This is a genomic window from Aeromonas ichthyocola (assembly GCF_046087985.1).
Lineage (GTDB): Bacteria > Pseudomonadota > Gammaproteobacteria > Enterobacterales > Aeromonadaceae > Aeromonas > Aeromonas rivipollensis.
This window is the reverse complement of sequence record NZ_JBJSWH010000003.1, coordinates 498,459-514,657: the sequence shown is the minus strand read 5'-3', so window position 1 is coordinate 514,657 and position 16,199 is coordinate 498,459. Positions and strand designations below refer to the sequence as shown.

14 protein-coding genes are annotated in these 16,199 nt (G+C 64.0%); 1 reads left to right on the top strand and 13 read right to left on the bottom strand.

The window, feature by feature from the left end:
- Nucleotides 1-19: 19 nt before the first annotated feature.
- On the bottom strand, nt 20-1,951 hold the full coding sequence (locus tag ACF2JD_RS11195; protein ID WP_440987428.1) for an amidohydrolase family protein: 1,932 nt from the start codon (nt 1,949-1,951) through the stop codon (nt 20-22).
- A gap of 183 nt (nt 1,952-2,134) precedes the next feature.
- Here ACF2JD_RS11195 and ACF2JD_RS11190 point away from each other — a divergent pair, with 183 nt between their 5' ends.
- Nucleotides 2,135-2,833, top strand: a complete 699-nt coding sequence (locus ACF2JD_RS11190; RefSeq protein WP_440987427.1) for a TetR family transcriptional regulator — start codon at nt 2,135-2,137, stop codon at nt 2,831-2,833.
- Between the two features lie 69 nt (nt 2,834-2,902).
- On the opposite strand, the gene ACF2JD_RS11185 is transcribed toward ACF2JD_RS11190, so the two are convergent.
- From ACF2JD_RS11185 to nrfA, 12 genes are all read right to left on the bottom strand, one after another.
- Nucleotides 2,903-4,156, bottom strand: coding sequence for a D-amino acid dehydrogenase (locus ACF2JD_RS11185; protein WP_440987426.1), 1,254 nt, complete (start codon nt 4,154-4,156; stop codon nt 2,903-2,905).
- A 153-nt stretch (nt 4,157-4,309) separates the two neighbouring features.
- The gene (locus ACF2JD_RS11180) at nt 4,310-5,830 is read right to left on the bottom strand and encodes a cryptochrome/photolyase family protein (RefSeq protein ID WP_440987425.1); all 1,521 of its coding nucleotides are present in this window, start codon (nt 5,828-5,830) and stop codon (nt 4,310-4,312) included.
- Nucleotides 5,830-5,970, bottom strand: a complete 141-nt coding sequence (locus ACF2JD_RS11175; protein WP_234678041.1) for a DUF2256 domain-containing protein — start codon at nt 5,968-5,970, stop codon at nt 5,830-5,832. The genes ACF2JD_RS11180 and ACF2JD_RS11175 overlap by 1 nt, the downstream gene beginning before the upstream one ends.
- A 161-nt stretch (nt 5,971-6,131) precedes the next feature.
- On the bottom strand, nt 6,132-7,052 hold the full coding sequence (pbpG, locus tag ACF2JD_RS11170) for a D-alanyl-D-alanine endopeptidase (RefSeq protein WP_106886631.1): 921 nt from the start codon (nt 7,050-7,052) through the stop codon (nt 6,132-6,134).
- 352 nt (nt 7,053-7,404) lie between these two features.
- Complete coding sequence (locus tag ACF2JD_RS11165; RefSeq protein WP_440987424.1) at nt 7,405-7,857, bottom strand: NUDIX domain-containing protein; 453 nt, start codon at nt 7,855-7,857, stop codon at nt 7,405-7,407.
- 91 nt (nt 7,858-7,948) lie between these two features.
- Nucleotides 7,949-9,154: a heme lyase NrfEFG subunit NrfF gene (gene nrfF / locus ACF2JD_RS11160; RefSeq protein ID WP_440987423.1), complete on the bottom strand. Its 1,206-nt coding sequence runs from the start codon at nt 9,152-9,154 to the stop codon at nt 7,949-7,951.
- Nucleotides 9,151-9,705 carry a DsbE family thiol:disulfide interchange protein gene (locus tag ACF2JD_RS11155; RefSeq protein ID WP_440987422.1) on the bottom strand — a complete coding sequence of 185 codons (555 nt, stop codon included), beginning with the start codon at nt 9,703-9,705 and terminating at the stop codon, nt 9,151-9,153. Before ACF2JD_RS11155 ends, nrfF begins: the two co-directional genes overlap by 4 nt.
- A complete protein-coding gene (gene nrfE / locus ACF2JD_RS11150; protein WP_440987421.1) occupies nt 9,702-11,660 on the bottom strand; it encodes a heme lyase NrfEFG subunit NrfE in 1,959 nt (652 codons plus the stop codon). Before nrfE ends, ACF2JD_RS11155 begins: the two co-directional genes overlap by 4 nt.
- A gap of 258 nt (nt 11,661-11,918) precedes the next feature.
- Nucleotides 11,919-12,872: a cytochrome c nitrite reductase subunit NrfD gene (gene nrfD, locus ACF2JD_RS11145; protein ID WP_440987420.1), complete on the bottom strand. Its 954-nt coding sequence runs from the start codon at nt 12,870-12,872 to the stop codon at nt 11,919-11,921.
- A 90-nt stretch (nt 12,873-12,962) separates the two neighbouring features.
- Nucleotides 12,963-13,643 (bottom strand): 4Fe-4S dicluster domain-containing protein, encoded by a 681-nt coding sequence (locus tag ACF2JD_RS11140; protein ID WP_440987419.1) that lies wholly within the window; start codon nt 13,641-13,643, stop codon nt 12,963-12,965.
- Complete coding sequence (nrfB, locus tag ACF2JD_RS11135) at nt 13,640-14,236, bottom strand: cytochrome c nitrite reductase pentaheme subunit (RefSeq protein ID WP_408782301.1); 597 nt, start codon at nt 14,234-14,236, stop codon at nt 13,640-13,642. Before nrfB ends, ACF2JD_RS11140 begins: the two co-directional genes overlap by 4 nt.
- A 51-nt stretch (nt 14,237-14,287) precedes the next feature.
- The gene (gene nrfA / locus ACF2JD_RS11130; protein ID WP_440987418.1) at nt 14,288-15,730 is read right to left on the bottom strand and encodes an ammonia-forming nitrite reductase cytochrome c552 subunit; all 1,443 of its coding nucleotides are present in this window, start codon (nt 15,728-15,730) and stop codon (nt 14,288-14,290) included.
- Nucleotides 15,731-16,199 lie beyond the last annotated feature (469 nt).

Below are 16,199 nucleotides of genomic sequence, written 5' to 3'. Positions count from 1 at the left end.
CTTGCGGGGCCCGTTTTGTTCAGGGTTTGGGGTAGACGGTCTCCCCCATGAAGACCGTCTGCTCGACCCGGGTCTGTGCAATCTGCTCCGGCGTGCCGGCCTTGACCAGGGCGAACAGGTCCCGGTCCAGCACGATGAAGTCCGCCGACTTGCCCGCCTCGATGGAGCCGGTGATGTCCCCCTGGCGGACCGCCCTGGCGCCGTTGATGGTGTAGGCGGCCAGCATCTCGGCAAGGGAGGTGCGCTGACTGGCCCTGAAGTCGTCGCCGCTGCCGGCCGCCTTCACTATGCCGGCGGCCATGTTCTCGAACGGGCGCGGGTCCCGGCTGTCCACCGGGGCGTCGCTGCCCGCCACCAGCACGGCGCCAGCCTGGCGCGAACTCTCGACCGGGTAGAGGGCGTCATGGAGATAGCCCATGGGGTCGTAGATGGCTTCGCTCAGGGACTGTCCCACCCTGGTTGGCTGGATGAAGGGGCTGACCAGCATGTCGTAGGCAAGCTGGGGCGTGGTCCAGGCATAGGTGAAGGTGAGGTAGAGGCCAAGTTCGCCGAGGCGTTTCTGATCGTCCGGGTGCACCACCTGCAGGTGGGCCAGGGTGTGGGGGATGCCGCTCTCCCCGTTGCTGGCGCGGGCCGCCTCCAGGGCATCGAGGGCCACCCGGGTGCTGCGATCGCCGATGCTGTGCATGTGGATGCCAAACCCGGCCCCATCCAGCGCGGTGACGTAGCGCGTCAGATCCGCCTCCTTGTAGTTGACTATGCCGTTGCTGCCCGCATCTTCGCTGTCCGCTGTGATGCTCACCTCGCCGCTGTCGGGATCCAGGGCCAGATGGGGACTGTGGTAGTTCTCCAGCATGCCGGCATTGGGCAGGAAGGGGGGGCTGGTGAAGGGATCCCCCTCCAGCACGCCGTCGAGGAAGATCTTGACCGCATCGGCCTTGATCAGGGGGTTGCCTGCGAAGGCGTCACGCACCTGGTTCGCCTTGGCCAGGTGCCCGTCGATGTCCAGCTTGCCGCTGTAGTCATCCTGGTTGAAGCAGGTGGCGGCGGTGACGCGCATGTGCAGCAGATCCTGGTCCTGCATCTTGAGCATCCGCTCCCGGATGAAGTCGTTGGCGCAGGCATCCTGCACCCCCGTGATGCCGCGGGACGCCATCAGCTCGGAGATGGCGGGGAGTATCTTGTCATACTGGGCCTCCGCCTGTTCCCCCTCCGCGCTCAGCACCCCGGTGTCGGGGACTGCAATGGCGCTGCGGGCCGCGTCCCGGATCACGCCGGTTGCCAGATCCACATAGGGGATGAAGGCCTCGAACACGCCGCCCGGGGCCAGGGTGGTGGCATTGAAGCCGACCACATTGCCGTCTTCGTCCTGTGCCAGCGCCAGCGCCTGTGAGTTGTAGCCGCCGGCATGGCCGTCGACCCCGGCCAGCATCACGGGGTTGTTCGGCGCCGCCGCATCCAGGGCCGCCAGCAGGGTGGCATGGGTGGCGGTGGGGGTGTTGCCGTCATAGGGCGACCACTGGTTGACCACCAGCCAGTCCCCGGGGGCCGGGGCGTAGCGGGGCAGGCACTCGCTGACCTTGGCCGCGAGCTGATCCAGGTTGACGCTCTGGCCGTCCAGATCGCACATGTCGAGCGCAACCGTGCCGAGCAGGTGGATGTGGTTGTCGTGCAGGCCGGGCAGCACCATCCTCCCTTGCAGATCCACCACCTGGGTCGCACTGTTCTTCAAGGCCTCGGCCCCCTCGCGTGAGCCCACGTAAGTGAACTTGCCCCCTTGCACCACCATGGCCTCGGCCTGGCTGCGTTGCCCATCCTGGGTGTGGATCTTGCCGTTGAGATAGAGGGTGTTGCCGGGCGGCGGCTCACTGCTGTCCTGCTGGCAGCCGAGCAGGCCGCTCACCAGCAGGGCGATGGCGCCCAGCCTGAGATTGGGGTGTTTGCTATCCATAGCGCGCTCTCCTTGGGTTAATTGCAGTTTTTACTGCAGATATGAGCACTTATGGTTATTGCAGCTATTCTGAAAAATGCCAGTGATTGCTGCACTTTTTTTGACTTGTGTTTACCTTGTCTCATCATGTAGTTATGACAACCAGTCGCCCCTTGGGGGTGGAGACCGCATCGGGGGAAGAGAATGTCACAACATGTGCTGCCGGCCAAACTGTGCATGCGGCGCCAACCCAGGCAACTGCGCAGCCAGGAGGTGGCGAGCCGCATCGAGCAGGCCACCCTGGCCCTGTTGCAGGAGCAGGGGTTTGCGGCCCTCAACACCAACGCCATCGCCGCCCGCGCCGGGGTGGGCATCAAGTCGCTCTACCATCTGTTCCCCAACAAGGAGGCCATCATCTGCCGGTTGGCCCTGGACTGGCTGGCGGCGGTGTGCGAGGCGCAGGAGAGCATCCGCGAGCAGGCCGACAGCTTGCCGCAGACCCTGCTGATGCTGGACGAGGCGCTGGAGGCGCTGGATGAGCGCTTCGTCGGCTATGGGGCGCTGTGGCAGGCGATGGATCTCATTCCCGCCCTGCACGGGGTCGAGCAGGAGCACGAGGGGCGACAGGTAGCCTTCTGGTCCGAGCGGCTGCGCCACTTTGGCTGCCGCTGGCCCGAGCCAGAGCTCACCACCCTGGTGCGCTACTTCTACCGCACCGCGGACGTGGCCAAGCAGTGCACCAAGGGGCAGGGGGAGGCGGGGGCGCACCTGTGGCAACTGCATAGACGCTGGAGCGAGCAGCTGATGATGGCGGCCATCGAGGAGCCGGATCCCGCCCGGGTCTGGCAGTCGATGCCGGGACTGGCGCCGGGTTGCCAAGCCGCCGCGAAGGGGGGCGAATAGAAGAGGGACGAATAAAGAGAGGGAGTGCCAGGCACTCCCTCTCTTGCATCTGGCATTGCGCCCAGGGGGCTAGCCGTAGCGGGCCAGGGTCAGCCCCTCGTCGCTGATGGCCGGAGCGCTGCCCGAGATGAGGTCGCTGAGTAGTTGGCCCGAGCCTGCCGCCATGGTCCAGCCCAGGGTGCCGTGGCCTGTGTTGAGCCAGAGCCCGGGGATGGGGCTTGGCCCCACCAGGGGCGTGCCGTCCGGGGTCATGGGGCGCAGCCCGGTCCAGAAGCTGGCCTGCTCCAGATCCCCCCCCTGGGGGAAGAGGTCCCTCACCACCATGGCCAGGGTGTCGTGGCGTCTGGGGTTGAGCGCCAGATTGAAGCCGCTGAGCTCTGCCATGCCGCCGACCCGGATCCGCTCATCGAAGCGGGTGATGGCGACCTTGTAGGTTTCATCCAGCACTGTGCTGCGCGGGGCGCCAGCGGCGTCCGTCATCGGCAGGGTGAGGGAGTAGCCCTTGACCGGGTAGACGGGTAGCTCTATCCCGAGTGGGCGCAAGAAGCCGGTGCCATAGCTGCCCAGGGCGCAGACGATGGCGTCGGCCTTGAAGCGCTGCTCGCCGGCACGGACCGCCACGGCGCGCCCCTGGGCGAGCTCGACCTCGTCGATGGCGCAGTTGAAGACGAACTCCACCCCGAGCCGCCGTGCCTCGTCAGCCAGGGCCTGGGTGAAGCGGAAGCAGTCCCCCGTCTCGTCTCCCGGCAGGCGCAGGCCCCCCACTACCTTGCCGCGCACCCGCGCCAAGGCGGGCTCCACCTCTTCACAGCCGCTGGCATCGAGGGACTGGTAGGGGACGCCATACTCTTCCAGCACTTCGATGTCGCGCTGGCTGGCATCGCGCTGGGCCTGGCTTCGGAACAGTTGCAGGGTGCCGAGCTGGCGCCCTTCGTAATCCAGCGCCAGCTCGTCGCGCAAAAGCTTCATGCAGTCGCGGCTGTATTCGGCCAGGCGCACCATGCGCCCCTTGTTGACCGCATAGGCTGCCGGGGTGCAGTTGGCGAACATCTTCAGCATCCAGCGCAGCTGGAAGGGATCCGAGGTGGGGCGCACCGTGAAGGGGGCGTGTTTTTGCAGCAGCCATTTGGCGGCCTTGAGGGGAATGCCGGGGGCAGCCCAGGGGGAGGCATAACCCGGGGAGATCTGACCCGCATTGGCATGGCTGGTTTCAAGGGCCACCCCGTCGCGCCGCTCCAGCAGGGTCACCTTGTGACCGGCTTTGGCCAGATACCAGGCGCTGGTCACACCGACCACGCCACCACCGAGTACCACTATGTCCATCTTGTCTCTCCTTGACTGGGGCCTCCACCTTAATCAGCCGCCACAGGATATTCAACTGGTGTCGTTATCATTGGTGATTATCACCATTCACATTTTGTTAACTGGTTCTCAATGTTGTCATATTCTCACTTTTTGGCATGAAATCCGGTCGATTCAGAGCCGCTCCAGGTGGAGCAGATGGTGCTCCGCCGTCGCCAGGATTGCCTGTTGCCGGGAGGTTGGCTGACCATCCCAGTTGGCATAGGGCAGGGCGAGGCGGGGGTGGCTACCGAGCCTCTCCCGATGGCGCCATAAAAAGTGCCAGTAGAGGCTGTTGAACGGGCAACTGTCCGGCCCACTGCGCTCCTTCACCTCGTAGTGGCACCCCTTGCAGTAGTGGCCCATCCGCTCCAGGTAGGCGCCGCTGCTGGCGTAGGGCTTGCTGCCCATCAGGCCGCCATCGGCAAACTGGCTCATGCCGCGGGTGTTGGGCTGCTCCACCCACTCGATGGCATCCACATAGATGCCCAGATACCAGGCATCCACCTCATCCGGATGGATCCCCGCCAGCAGGGCAAAATTGCCGGTCACCATCAGCCGCTGGATATGGTGGGCATAGGCGTGATCAAGGGACTGCTGGATCGCGTGGCGCACGCAGGCCATCCGGGTCTGCCCGCTCCAGAAGAAACCGGGCAGGGGGCGCTCGGCCCCCAGGGCATTGACGCGACCATAGTCCGGCATCTTTTCCCAGTAGAGGGCGCGGACAAACTCGCGCCAGCCGAGGATCTGGCGAATGAAGCCCTCCACCTGTGCCAGGGTGATGGTGGCCTGATTGGCCTGCCAGTGGGACTCGGCGGCACGGATCACCTCGAGGGGATGGAGCATCTTGCTGTTCATCGAAAACGACAGGCGGCTGTGGAACAGGCTCCAGCCCCGCTCGCTCAGGGCGTCCTGATAGCGGCCGAAGTGGGGTAGGCAGTGTGCAAGGAAGTGTTCAAGCAGCGCTCGGCTCTGGCGCCGGGAGACGGGCCAGGGCAGAGCGCTGGCATCCGCAGTGCCAATGGTGGCGACGCCGTGGCGGGTCAGCATGGCATCGATGTCGCTCACCTCGTTGGCAAAGGTGAGGGTTGCCGGTATGGGCTGGCGCTCCGGCAGTCTGGCGCGGTTCTCGCTGTCAAAGTTCCAGCGCCCGCCAAGGGGCTGGCCATTTTCATCGAGCAGCACCTTGTACTGCTTTCGCAGGGCGCGGTAGAAGAACTCCATCCGGCTGTGGGGGTAGTGCCGCCAGCCATCCCGGGGGGTGAGAAAATGCTCGCTCTCCACCTCGGCGGTCGGGATGGGCAGGCCCGCTGCCCAGGTTTTCAACTGGCTGGCAAGGCGCCACTCGTCCGGGCTCTGCCAGGCAAAGCGTTCGGCTTGATGGTGGGCGATCTGGGCCGCCAGCAAGCTGGGCAGATCGGGCCAGGGGGCGCTCTCATCCAGAGTCAGGTAGCAGACCCGGTGGCCCGCCTTGGTGAGGGCGGAGGCGAAGGCGCGCATGGCGGCAAAGAAGGCCAGCACCTTCTGGCGATGGTGGCGGCAGTAGTCCGTCTCCTGGCGCAGCTCCGTCATCAGGTAGCAGACCGCGGGATCCGGCGTGCGAAACCAGCTGTGACCGGCGTTCAGTTGGTCTCCTAGGATGAGGCGCAGCTCCATCAGGAGTGCTCCTTATGACGGCGGCAGCGTTCGCTGCAGTAGCGCACCTCCTGCCAGCAGCGGGCCCACTTGCGCCGCCAGGCAAAAGGACGCAGGCAGACGGGGCAGACTTTCTCGGGTAGATGGGGTTTGAGGTGCATGTTCCGCCTCGTTCACTGGGTTGACCGATCTCTGCCTGCATAACGAAGCGCAACCAGGATGGGATCACAGTGGGACGGGAAAGAGGTCGTTCCGGCTTGCGAGGGGAGAGGCGCAATGAGAAGGCCCCCGCACCTGTCGGTGCGGGGGCCTTCTGTGACCGTTACTGGTTGCTGAACAGCTTGGCGGGGGGCGTGGACTGGGCGGTCAGGGTCATGCGGCCCGAGGTTTCCAGCCAGGTTCTGATCTTCTTGGCGTCGGCCACCCGCTCATCCGTGGTATTGGCGTGAAGCAGCACCATGACCACGGGCTCATTGTTGACCCGGGTGTCCATCACCAGGCAGCGACCCGCTTCGCGGATGTAGCCGGTCTTGGAGACCATGATGGGCCAGCTTCCTTCCCGCACCAGGCGGTTGGAGTTGTGGTACTGCATCTGGCGTTTGCCGTTGCGCACCAGTCTGTGCTCTGTGGTGGAGTACTGACGGATCAGCGGGTAACTGGAGGCGCTGGCCACCAGCTTAGCAAGATCGTGGGCGCTGGAGACGTTGCGCGGGTTGAGCCCTGTGCTGTCGGCGAAATGGGTGCTCCACATGCCGAGCATGCGGGCCTTGGCGTTCATCGCCTCGATAAAGGCGCGGCGACCGCCGGGGTAGTGTCTCGCCAGGGCCGAGGCGGCCCGGTTTTCCGACGACATCAGGGCGATGTGCAGCATGTCGGCGCGGCTGAGGCGGGAACCTATGGCCAGGCGGGAACCTGTGCCCTTGATCCTGTCCACATCGTCCATGGTGACGGTGAGCATCTCGTTGAGGCGCTGGTTGCCATCCAGCACCACCAGTGCCGTCATCAGCTTGGTGATGGAGGCGATTGCCATCACCCGGTTGGCGTTGCGTTCAGCCAGGATCTCCCCGGTTCTGGGGTTGGCGACCACGAAGGCATCGGATCCCAGGGCGAGATTGGTGCGTGGTGCCATCAGGCTGTTGGTGGAGGAGGAGGTCGCAGAAAACGGGTTGGCATGGGCGCTTTCCATGCTGGCGGGAAGGAGGAAGGCGCCGAGCAGCAGGGGAAGAAAAGGACGAAGGTTCATGGTTTGGCTCTACTACGACTGACAGGGACATTTGGCTAAGTTATATGACGGTAATTGACGCTTCACAACGTCTGACGGCCCGATATTTCCATTTTATGGGATGGCTCACCTTGAAATAACCGATTTCACGGCTATAGCGCCCTCTCACGGGATTCATAATGAGCCATGCATGGCACGCACGTTGGCCTGGTTCAGCCCGTCATGGGGCGCACTATATGCCCTTTCTGACCAATCATTGCTACTCTTTTTGCGCCTTCCGGGGCGGCATTGGGCCGAAGGCACCATTAATCCTCTTTGTGTCGGGAAGATAGGCGCCTGCAGGGGCTGCGAGGGGGATGCCAGCCGACCCGGATCAGCGCAGCACCACCCTCATCAGCGGCGAGGGGCTGCGCGCCACAAAATGGTGCCAGACATGGTCATAGAGCGCCTGCTGCCCGGGAAAGCTCACCAGCGCCTTGGCCTCGGCGAGCGAACACCAGCGGTACTCGGTGTGCTCGTCGTTGAGGGTCACAGCCTGATGGGGTGGGCAATAGACAACAAAGACCGGCACCACCATCACGGTATTGGTGGCCGCGTCGTAAAACTGCTCCAGATATTGGCCGTTATAGAGCTCGGTTACTTTGATGCTCGTCTCCTCGCCAAATTCGCGCACTATGGTCTGCCAGCCGGTTTCACCGGCCTCGACCGTGCCCGCCACATGGCACCAGAAGCCGCCCTTGACCCGGTTCATCAGCAGTATCTTTATCTGGCCATCGATGTCCGATAGTGCCACTCCGGCAACGGCGTTGCAGCGAATGGGGATCATGCCTGTACCTTGTCGTCGTGAAATCACGGTTTGCATTATGGGGTTGTTCGGCGCCCCTTGCCCCATTTTCTGCGTCCCGCCCTGTCCCCGGTTAGCCCCCCATGATGCGGGCTGTCTGAATAGCCTCGATAAGTGCGGCCCGGTTGATGCGGGGGCGCTCGCTGTCGAGCAGCTGCTGCCACAGGGTGATGGCCTGGCGGTAGCGACCGTGCAGGAAATGATCGGAGGCGAGCAGCATCAGGGCGCTCACTTCCCCCTTGTCCTGCTTGAGGGCGTCATCGAGCAGGCGTTGCGACTGCGGGGTGAGTCGCTGGCCCGCCTGGTAGTAGAGCACTATTGCCTGAGCTGCCCGGGTCGCGGCGCTGGTGCCTCCCTCCTGCAGGGCCAGGCGCTGGTAGGCGAGCAGGGCGTTGTCGTACTCGTCCCGATACAGATACAACTGGCCGAGCTCGGCCCAGGCTTCGAGATCGGCGGGGTTGCGCTGCAGCCGCTGGTGCAGGGCGCCCAGCGCCTTGTCCTGCAGATCCCGTGGACTCATCCCCGCCAGGGGATCGGGGCGGGACTGATAGGCCTGCCAGGCCTGATAGCGGCCGCTGGCGGCATAACCGGCGGCAACGGCGCCTATCGCCACTATCCCGAGCAGCAGCAGGGCGCGCGCGTGCTGCCTGCTGCGGCCGGGGGCCTGGGTCAGCCGCTCGCGCAGGGCCAGCTCGGCGACAGGCGTGGCATTGGCAAGGTGGGCGGCGGTCAGCTCCCGATAGAGGGGATCATGGGGGGAGAGGCCTGCCTGCTCCCTTGCCATGATGCGCCGGTTCAGCTCGGCCCTGGGATCCTGGGCCAGGTTCCCTTGCTCCTTATCGCCAATCAGCGGCATGCGAATCTGCTGTTTGCGCTGCAGGCTGGCGCGCAGGCGAGCAAGCGCCAGCACCAGCAGCAGAAGGGGCCCTCCCCACAGCAGCGCTGTGCTGCCCTTGAAGGGGGGATCGTAGCGCACGAAATCGCCAAAGCGGCTGGTCATGCGGGCGATCACCTGCTCGTCGCTCTGCCCCTCGTCTACCCAGCGGTAGACCTCGAGGCGCAGATCCCGGGCTATGGGGGAGTTGGACTCCACCAGGTTCTGGTTCTGGCACTGGGGGCAGCGCAGGGCGCGGGCGAGATCCTGGGCGCGGCTCTGTCGCTCCGGGTGCTGGAATTGATAGGTATCGACCCCGCTGGCCGTGGCCGCCGGGCTCAGCGCCATGACAAGCATGATGGCAAGGGCCATCAGCAACGGGTTGATGAGGGGGCGGATCTTCATGGTTGCCCCTCCGTCTGTGGGGTGGGCAGGGCACGGGCCCTGGCAAGCAGGGGCGCAAACTGGCGCTGCCAAACCTCCTTGGTGAGCTCGCCTGTGTGGCGGCTGAGCAGGGTGCCATCGGCGGCAAAGAGATAGGTCTCCGGCGTACCGTAGACACCGAGCTCCAGCGCCAGCTTGCCGTCCGGGTCCGCCAGCACGGCGCGATAGGGGTTGCCCGCCTGGATAAGCCAGGCTCGGGCGGCGTCCCCCTTGTCCCGATAGTTGAGACCGTAGAGGGGCACTGTCTTGGCCAGCTCGCTGAGCAGTTGATGCTCGGCGCGGCAGCTCGGACACCAGCTGGCCCAGACGTTGAGCACAAAGGGCTCACCTTTTAGCGCAGCGGTATCAATAACCCCCCCCTCCAGCAGATTGTCGCTCTGCCAGGTCGGCAGGGTGCGCCCCAGAGTTGCCTCGTCCTGGCGGTAAGGGTCGTTGCCAAGGCCGAGCCAGAGCAGACCCCCCAGGCCCAGGGTGACTATCAGGGGGAGGAAGAGACGCAGGTGCGGGCTCATGGCGCCTCCTTGGGGAGCAAGCCCGCGACTTGATGTGCAGAGGTCTGCGGTTGGGCTGCCAGCAATGGCTTGCGCCCCAGCAGACGCAGGGCGCCGCCCGCCATCATCAGTATGCCGCCGAGCCAGATCCAGCGCACCAGCGGCTTATGATGCAGCCGCATGGCATAGGCATCGGGCCCCATCTTCTCGCCGAGCACCACGTAGAGATCGCCAAACAGGCCCCCCTTGATGCCGGGTTCGTTCATGTTCATGGTGCGCACGCTGTAGTGGCGCCGCTCCGGGGCCAGCCTGGCCACCTCCCGGCCATCCTTGTGCACGCTGACAGTGATGCGCTCGGCCGTGTAGTTGGGGCCGATCAGCGGCTCGCTCCCCTCATAGCGAAATTCATGGGCGCCGAGGCGATAGGGTTTATTGGCGGCGAGCACTGTGCCGCCCTCCTGGCTGTGGTGGCTCACCTGAGCGATGCCGAGGGCGCAGACCGCCACCCCGAGGTGGGCCAGCAGGCTGCCGAGCCGGTTGGCACTCAGGTCGCGAGTCTTGAATGAGACATTGAGCAGCAGGCTCGCGATGAGCCAGAGGCTTATCATATTGGCGAGGATGCCGCTCCAGCCCAGGGTTCCCTGTTCGCGATAACCTAGGCTGAGCAGGCCGCCCCCCAGCAGGCCGAGCAGGGGCGGCAGCAGTATCTTGAGGCGGGAGGATGCCATCAGCCCCTGCCAGCGCAGGCGCGGGATCTGGGTCATGAGCGCCATCAGCAGCAGGGCCAGCGGCACGAAAACAGCGTTGAAATAGGGGGCGCCCACCGAGAGGGAGCCCAGGTGCAGGGACTGGAACACCATGGGGTAGAAGGTGCCGAGCAGCACGCAGGCACAGGCCACCGACAGCAGCAGTATGGCGGCGCCCAGCAGCCCCTCCTTTGACCAGAAGCCGAAGCGGGCGTAGGGGGCGCGGGTGTCGGCCCGCAGGGCAAACAGGGTGAGCGCCGTGGTGAGCAGCAGGCCGAGCAGCAGCAAGAGGGTGAGGCCGCGATTGGGATCCACCGCGAAGGCGTGTACCGAGGTGAGCACCCCGGAGCGCACCACAAAGGTGCCAAGCAGGCTCAGGGCGAAGGTGAAGATGGAGAGCAGCAGCACGCCGTGGCCGTAGGCGCCGCGTTTCTCGCAGACGATGAGGGCATGCAAGAGGGCTGTGCCCAGCAGCCAGGGCAGCAGGGAGGCATTCTCCACCGGATCCCAGAACCACCAGCCGCCCCAGCCGAGTTCGTAATAGGCCCACCAGGAGCCGAGCACTATGCCGGCGGTGAGAAAGACCCAGGAGCCGAGCGCCCAGGGGCGGCTCCAGTGGGCCAGGGCGCCGTCCAGTCGGCCCGAGTGTAGCGCCGCCATGGCGAAGGCGAAGTTGACCGCAAAGCCGACGTAGCCGAGATAAAGCAGGGGGGGGTGAATGATAAGGCCGATGTCTTGCAGCATGGGGTTGAGATCGCGCCCCTCAAGCGGCCCCGGGAACTGGCGGTCAAAGGGGCTGGAGAAGATCAGGGTATAGAGGGCAAATAGCCCGACGATCAACCCCATGATGGCCAGCACTCGAGTGGTGATCAATGGATCGACCCGTTTCGAACAGAGCGCCACCAAGGCCCCCCACAACCCCAGCGCAAACACGAAAAAGAGCATGGAGCCCTCGTGGCCGCCCCACACGGCCGCCAGCTTGAAGCCAAGGGGTAGGGCGCTGTTGGCGTGCTGGGCCACATAGCTGAGGGTGAAGTCATCCCGGGCAAAGCAGCTGGCGAGCAGCAGCAGGGCAGCGCCCAGCAGTATGGCATTGCTCAGCGCCAGCGGCTTGGCGCAGCGCAGCAGGGTCGGGGAGGCGAGGCGCAAGCCCAGCCAGGGCAGGGTGCCCTGCAGCAGGGAGAGTGCCGCCGCCAGCAGCAGTGAGAGATAGCCGAACTCCGCCAGCACACAACCTCCAGTTTCATTCGTTTATGTTATGCCGCAGCGTCTGCACAGCACCGGCGCTGGGGCATAAGATCCACACTCTTGGAAACAAACAAGCGCCAGTCCCCCGAGGGCGGCTGGCGCTGGTGATCATACCTTTAAACAACCGTCATCTGGCCGGCATACGAGGATGACGCAGCATCAGACAGCAGCATATCCATCAGGGTCATGCTGCAAGCCGACGTCGTATGGTCGCTTTTGCTACAAATCATGCATTTCCCCTTATACCACCGTCATCTGACCGGCATAGAGCACGAAGTAGCGCAGCAGCAGTATGCCCACCAGGGTCAGGCTGCAGACCAGCACCAGGTGGCCGTTTCGCTCCCGCAGCGCGGCCGGAGCCAGCAGGGAGAGCAGCTGGGGCAACAGCATGCCGATCCCCACCACGCCGACCCAGAACACCTGAGCCCAGAAGCCGCTGCCGATAGCGGCCCACATGGCCACCTCCTTCTGACCGCCACCGAAGTAGAGACCGGTAAAGAAGCAGATCAGCAGCAGCACCTCTACCGCCAACACGGGGCGCTCGAAGCTATGCACAAAGCTCACGCCCGGGCTGTGGTGGTGCTCCTTGAACAGGGTGACCGCCAGCAAGATGGTGGAGGCGATGCCGGAGCTGATGCCGGAAACCAGGAAGAGCACAGGCAGCACTGGGTTGTTCAAGAGCGGATAGGTCTTGAGCGCCGAGAGCAGAAAGCCGGTGTAGGCCCCCAGCAGCACCGCCAGCAACAACAACAGCGGCGCCAGCAGCCGCTCGAAGCGGGCCAACAGGGCGATCAGCCCATCCACAAAGGCGAACTTCTCTTTCAGCAGGTGACGGCGCAGGGTCTCAATCTCGGCCCGAAACACCACCGCCAGCCAGGCGAACAGCACAGCCATATAGAGCTGGAACAGCATGACCCCCATGGACATCACAGAATCGAACTGGTAGTGGAACATCAGCTTCCAGAAGGTCCAGGGGCGGGCCAGGTGGAAGATGAGGATCAAGAGCCCCAGGATCACCGAGAGTGGCGCCAGCAGGGCGGTTGCCTTGATGATGCCGCTCTCGCTGCCAGCACCCTTGCGGCGCAATAGTACCGAGAGGCTAGTAGCCCCGGCGGAGATGCCGAGCAGAAACAGATAGATAGCGATCGGCCAGTCCCAGACAAGGGAAGGGAAGTGAAATGCGTCATACCACATGGTCATTCCCTCCATGGGTTATTGCCGGGGTAGACGGCGATGGGGCAAATCCCCACACCAGCGAGGGGAAGTGAAATGCCGCTTGCATGGTCATGACGTTATCTCCCCTTTGGGCACGCGGTACATCTTGGGCGAGGTGCCGAGCGCCTGCTTGTAGCGATAGGTGGTCTCCTTCACCAGCCGTTTGGCTATGGGGCTATCGGGATCATCCAGATTGCCGAACACCAGCGCCTTGGTGGGGCAGGAGGCCACGCAGGCCGGCTCCTTGCCCGCCGCCAGGTTGGTCTTGCGGCAAAAATCGCACTTGTCCGCCACCCGGGTGACCGGGTTGATGAAGCGCACCTGATAGGGGCAGGCGGCCAGACAGTACATGCAGCCGACGCACAAGTCCGGGTCCACGTCGACGATGCCATCCTCCTTGCGGATATGGGAGGCACCGGTCGGGCAGACGTGGACGCAGGGGGCGTTGTCGCAGTGCTGGCAGGACTTGCGAAAGAAGTGGTAGTCGGCATCGGGGAAGGTGCCTATGGGGCCGGAGCGGAGGATCTCGAGGCGCGAGACCCCCTGTGGTACCTGGTTCACTTCCCGGCAGGCATCCATGCAGGCGGTACAGCCGATGCAGGCCGTCTCGTCATGGAGCATGCCATAGCGGACCCCGTCTATGGTCTGGCTGTGGGCCAGGATGGCTGTGCTGGCGCGCACCGGCCCCGTCATCATGATGAGGGCCCCCGCGCTCATCCCCGCCATAAAGTCACGACGAGAGCAGCTCATGGTGCCTCCTTGCCCGCATTGACCTGCAGACCGGCCGCCTTGGCTTGATGCTGCTTGCTGTGGCAATCGACGCAGATCTTGATGCGGGATTTTTCGGCTATCCCCACCATGGGCTCCTTGGCCGGGTGCAGCGCGTGACAGCTGGTGCAGCTGAGCTTGGTGGCGTGCACGTCGTGGGCCCAGAGCGCCTCGCGCAGGGGTTTGGGCTCGTGGCAGCTCATGCAGACCCCGTTCTGCTCGGCGATGGGATAGCCATCGTCACCTTGCTTTTCATTGAAGCTGTCGCTAAAGCGCATCACGTCTTTGACCCCTTCCCTGTGCTGGGGGGAGGGCTGGCCGTGGCAGTTGGTGCAGGTGACAGGTGCCAGGTTGTTGGGATTGGTCGCCTGACCATGCTTGCCATGCATCCCCTCGGTCTGCTCCTTGTGGCAGTCGGTGCAGGCCTTGTCGGGGCTGCGCAAGAACGCCACGTCATGCGTTTGGGGCAGGGCCGCAGGCGCGCTCGTCGCCTCGGCAGCCTGGCCCTGCAGGCTGGTGAGCAGCATGGCTGCCATCAGCGTCAGTCGTAAGAAATCCATCGTTAAATCACCCATAGGAAGCCTCCATCCGATTGCGGGCCCGACTCGGCGGGCCCGCAAATCTCGTTACTGTGCGAGCCGTCCGGCCGCTTTGGCCTCGGCATCCCAGGCGGGGACTGTGGTCTTGAGGAACTGGGCCTTGTCGCTGTTCATCTGCTTCATGTCCATGCCAAGGGCAGCCTGGGCCTTCTCCTTGCTGGAGATGTCGGGAATGGCGATCTCGTGGCTGATCCCCTTGGCGGCAAGCAGGCGTGCCAGCTTGGTGCGGGCGTCGGCGGCCTTGTCCAGGGCGGTGCCCAGCATGCGCAGCGCCACTTCAGGGGCGTGCATCTGCACCCCGTGGGAGGCGATGGAGAAGTCCCAGCGCCATTGGGCGTGACGGATGTCTTGCAGAATGTCCTTCATCTGCGCCTCGGTGGCGCCGGCATCCCAGGCCGCCTTGGCCTCGAAGTGGGCGTGCACCAGCTGCTTCTCGACCTTCAATTTGATCTCGGTCACCGCATCCTTGCGCTGCTTGACTACCCCCTGCAGCATCTCCTTGCTCTGGGTGTGGCAGTTGCGGCAGGTCTGCTCGAAGCGATCGAAGGGGTTACCCACCTTGTGATCCGTGTAGACCTTGCCCTGCTCGTTCTGCACCTTGGGCATGTGGCAGTCGACGCAGGCGACGTTGTTCTGGCCGTGAATGCCGGCGCGCCAGGTCTCGTACTCGGGGTGCTGGGCTTTGAGCATGGGGGTCTTGGAGAGGGCATGGGTCCAGTCGGCGAAGCCGATTTCGTCGTAGTACTCTTCCATCTGCTCGACAGTGGTGCCCTTGTCCCAGGGGAATTTCACCGCCTTGGTGGGGCCATTGAAGTAGTACTCCACGTGGCACTGGCCGCACACCTGGGACTGTTGATCGAAGCGGCCCTGCTCCTTAAACGGTTTGCCGATGGCGGTCATGGCGCGGTCTGCATAGGGGCGGGAGAGGTGCAGGGCAGGTTTCCCTTCCTTGAACTCTTTCGAGGCGGTGTCGTGGCAGTCGGCGCAGCCTATGGTATTGACGATTTCCGGCCCGCCCTTGGCCCACATCCCCTTGAAGTAGCCATCTTCGCCTTTCTCGTCGATGACGCGGGCCACATCCGGGCCCTTGCAGCTCCAGCAGGCCATGGGCAGGGGACCGTCTTCGGCGGTTTTCGGTGCCCCGGTGCGCAGTGTCTCGCGCACGTCCGTCAGGGCATAGAAGTGACCGCGGGGCTTGTTGTAATCCTTGGAGAAGGGGTAGCCGGCCCAGAGCACCACCATCTGCGGATCTTCCGCCAGGGCGTCGGTGCGCTCCCGGCTCTCGCTGGTGTTTTTCCAACTGCTGAACTGATCGGCGTGATCCTTGGCGAACAGCTCGCTGCGCGCCTCTATCTTGCCCTCGGGGGTGGCCTCGTCTGCCTGTGCCAGCATGCTGGTGCCCAGCAGGGCAGTCAGCAGCAGGGCGGCCAGACCCGGCCGAAATGGCTTGTTATGTGAACCCACGGTCATCACTCCCAGATAAAATGTCCATGCCGAGCCTGACCGTTCCATCTTGGTGCGTGGACATCTGTGCCCATGGTCGATGGGCATGGCAGGCCGATTAATTGTTATGGCTGCATAGAAAATTATTTTTATGCATTTGCTCGTGGAGATAATACCAAATGGGTAAAATGGATAATCATTTATCCCTGTGGGAGTTGCGCTAGATCAATTGGCATGGGGGGCTAATGCAAAAAGTGAGATCCAGGTTGAATTATTGAGCCCAATCGGGTGGTTACCCCCATCACCTCTCCATGATGATGCGCTGCGGCTGGCCATCGCCTCGGGGATGCGGGAGCGTGCCAAAGGGCGGGAGAGCAGGGGAATGGCCTCTGTGACCTGGGGTGCCGCCAAGCGAAAATGAATACTTATTCTTTATTTCTGCTGGGGAGGGGTGCCTTGCCTTCCCCTGGTGAAATAGTGGGGAAGCCTGGCCGGT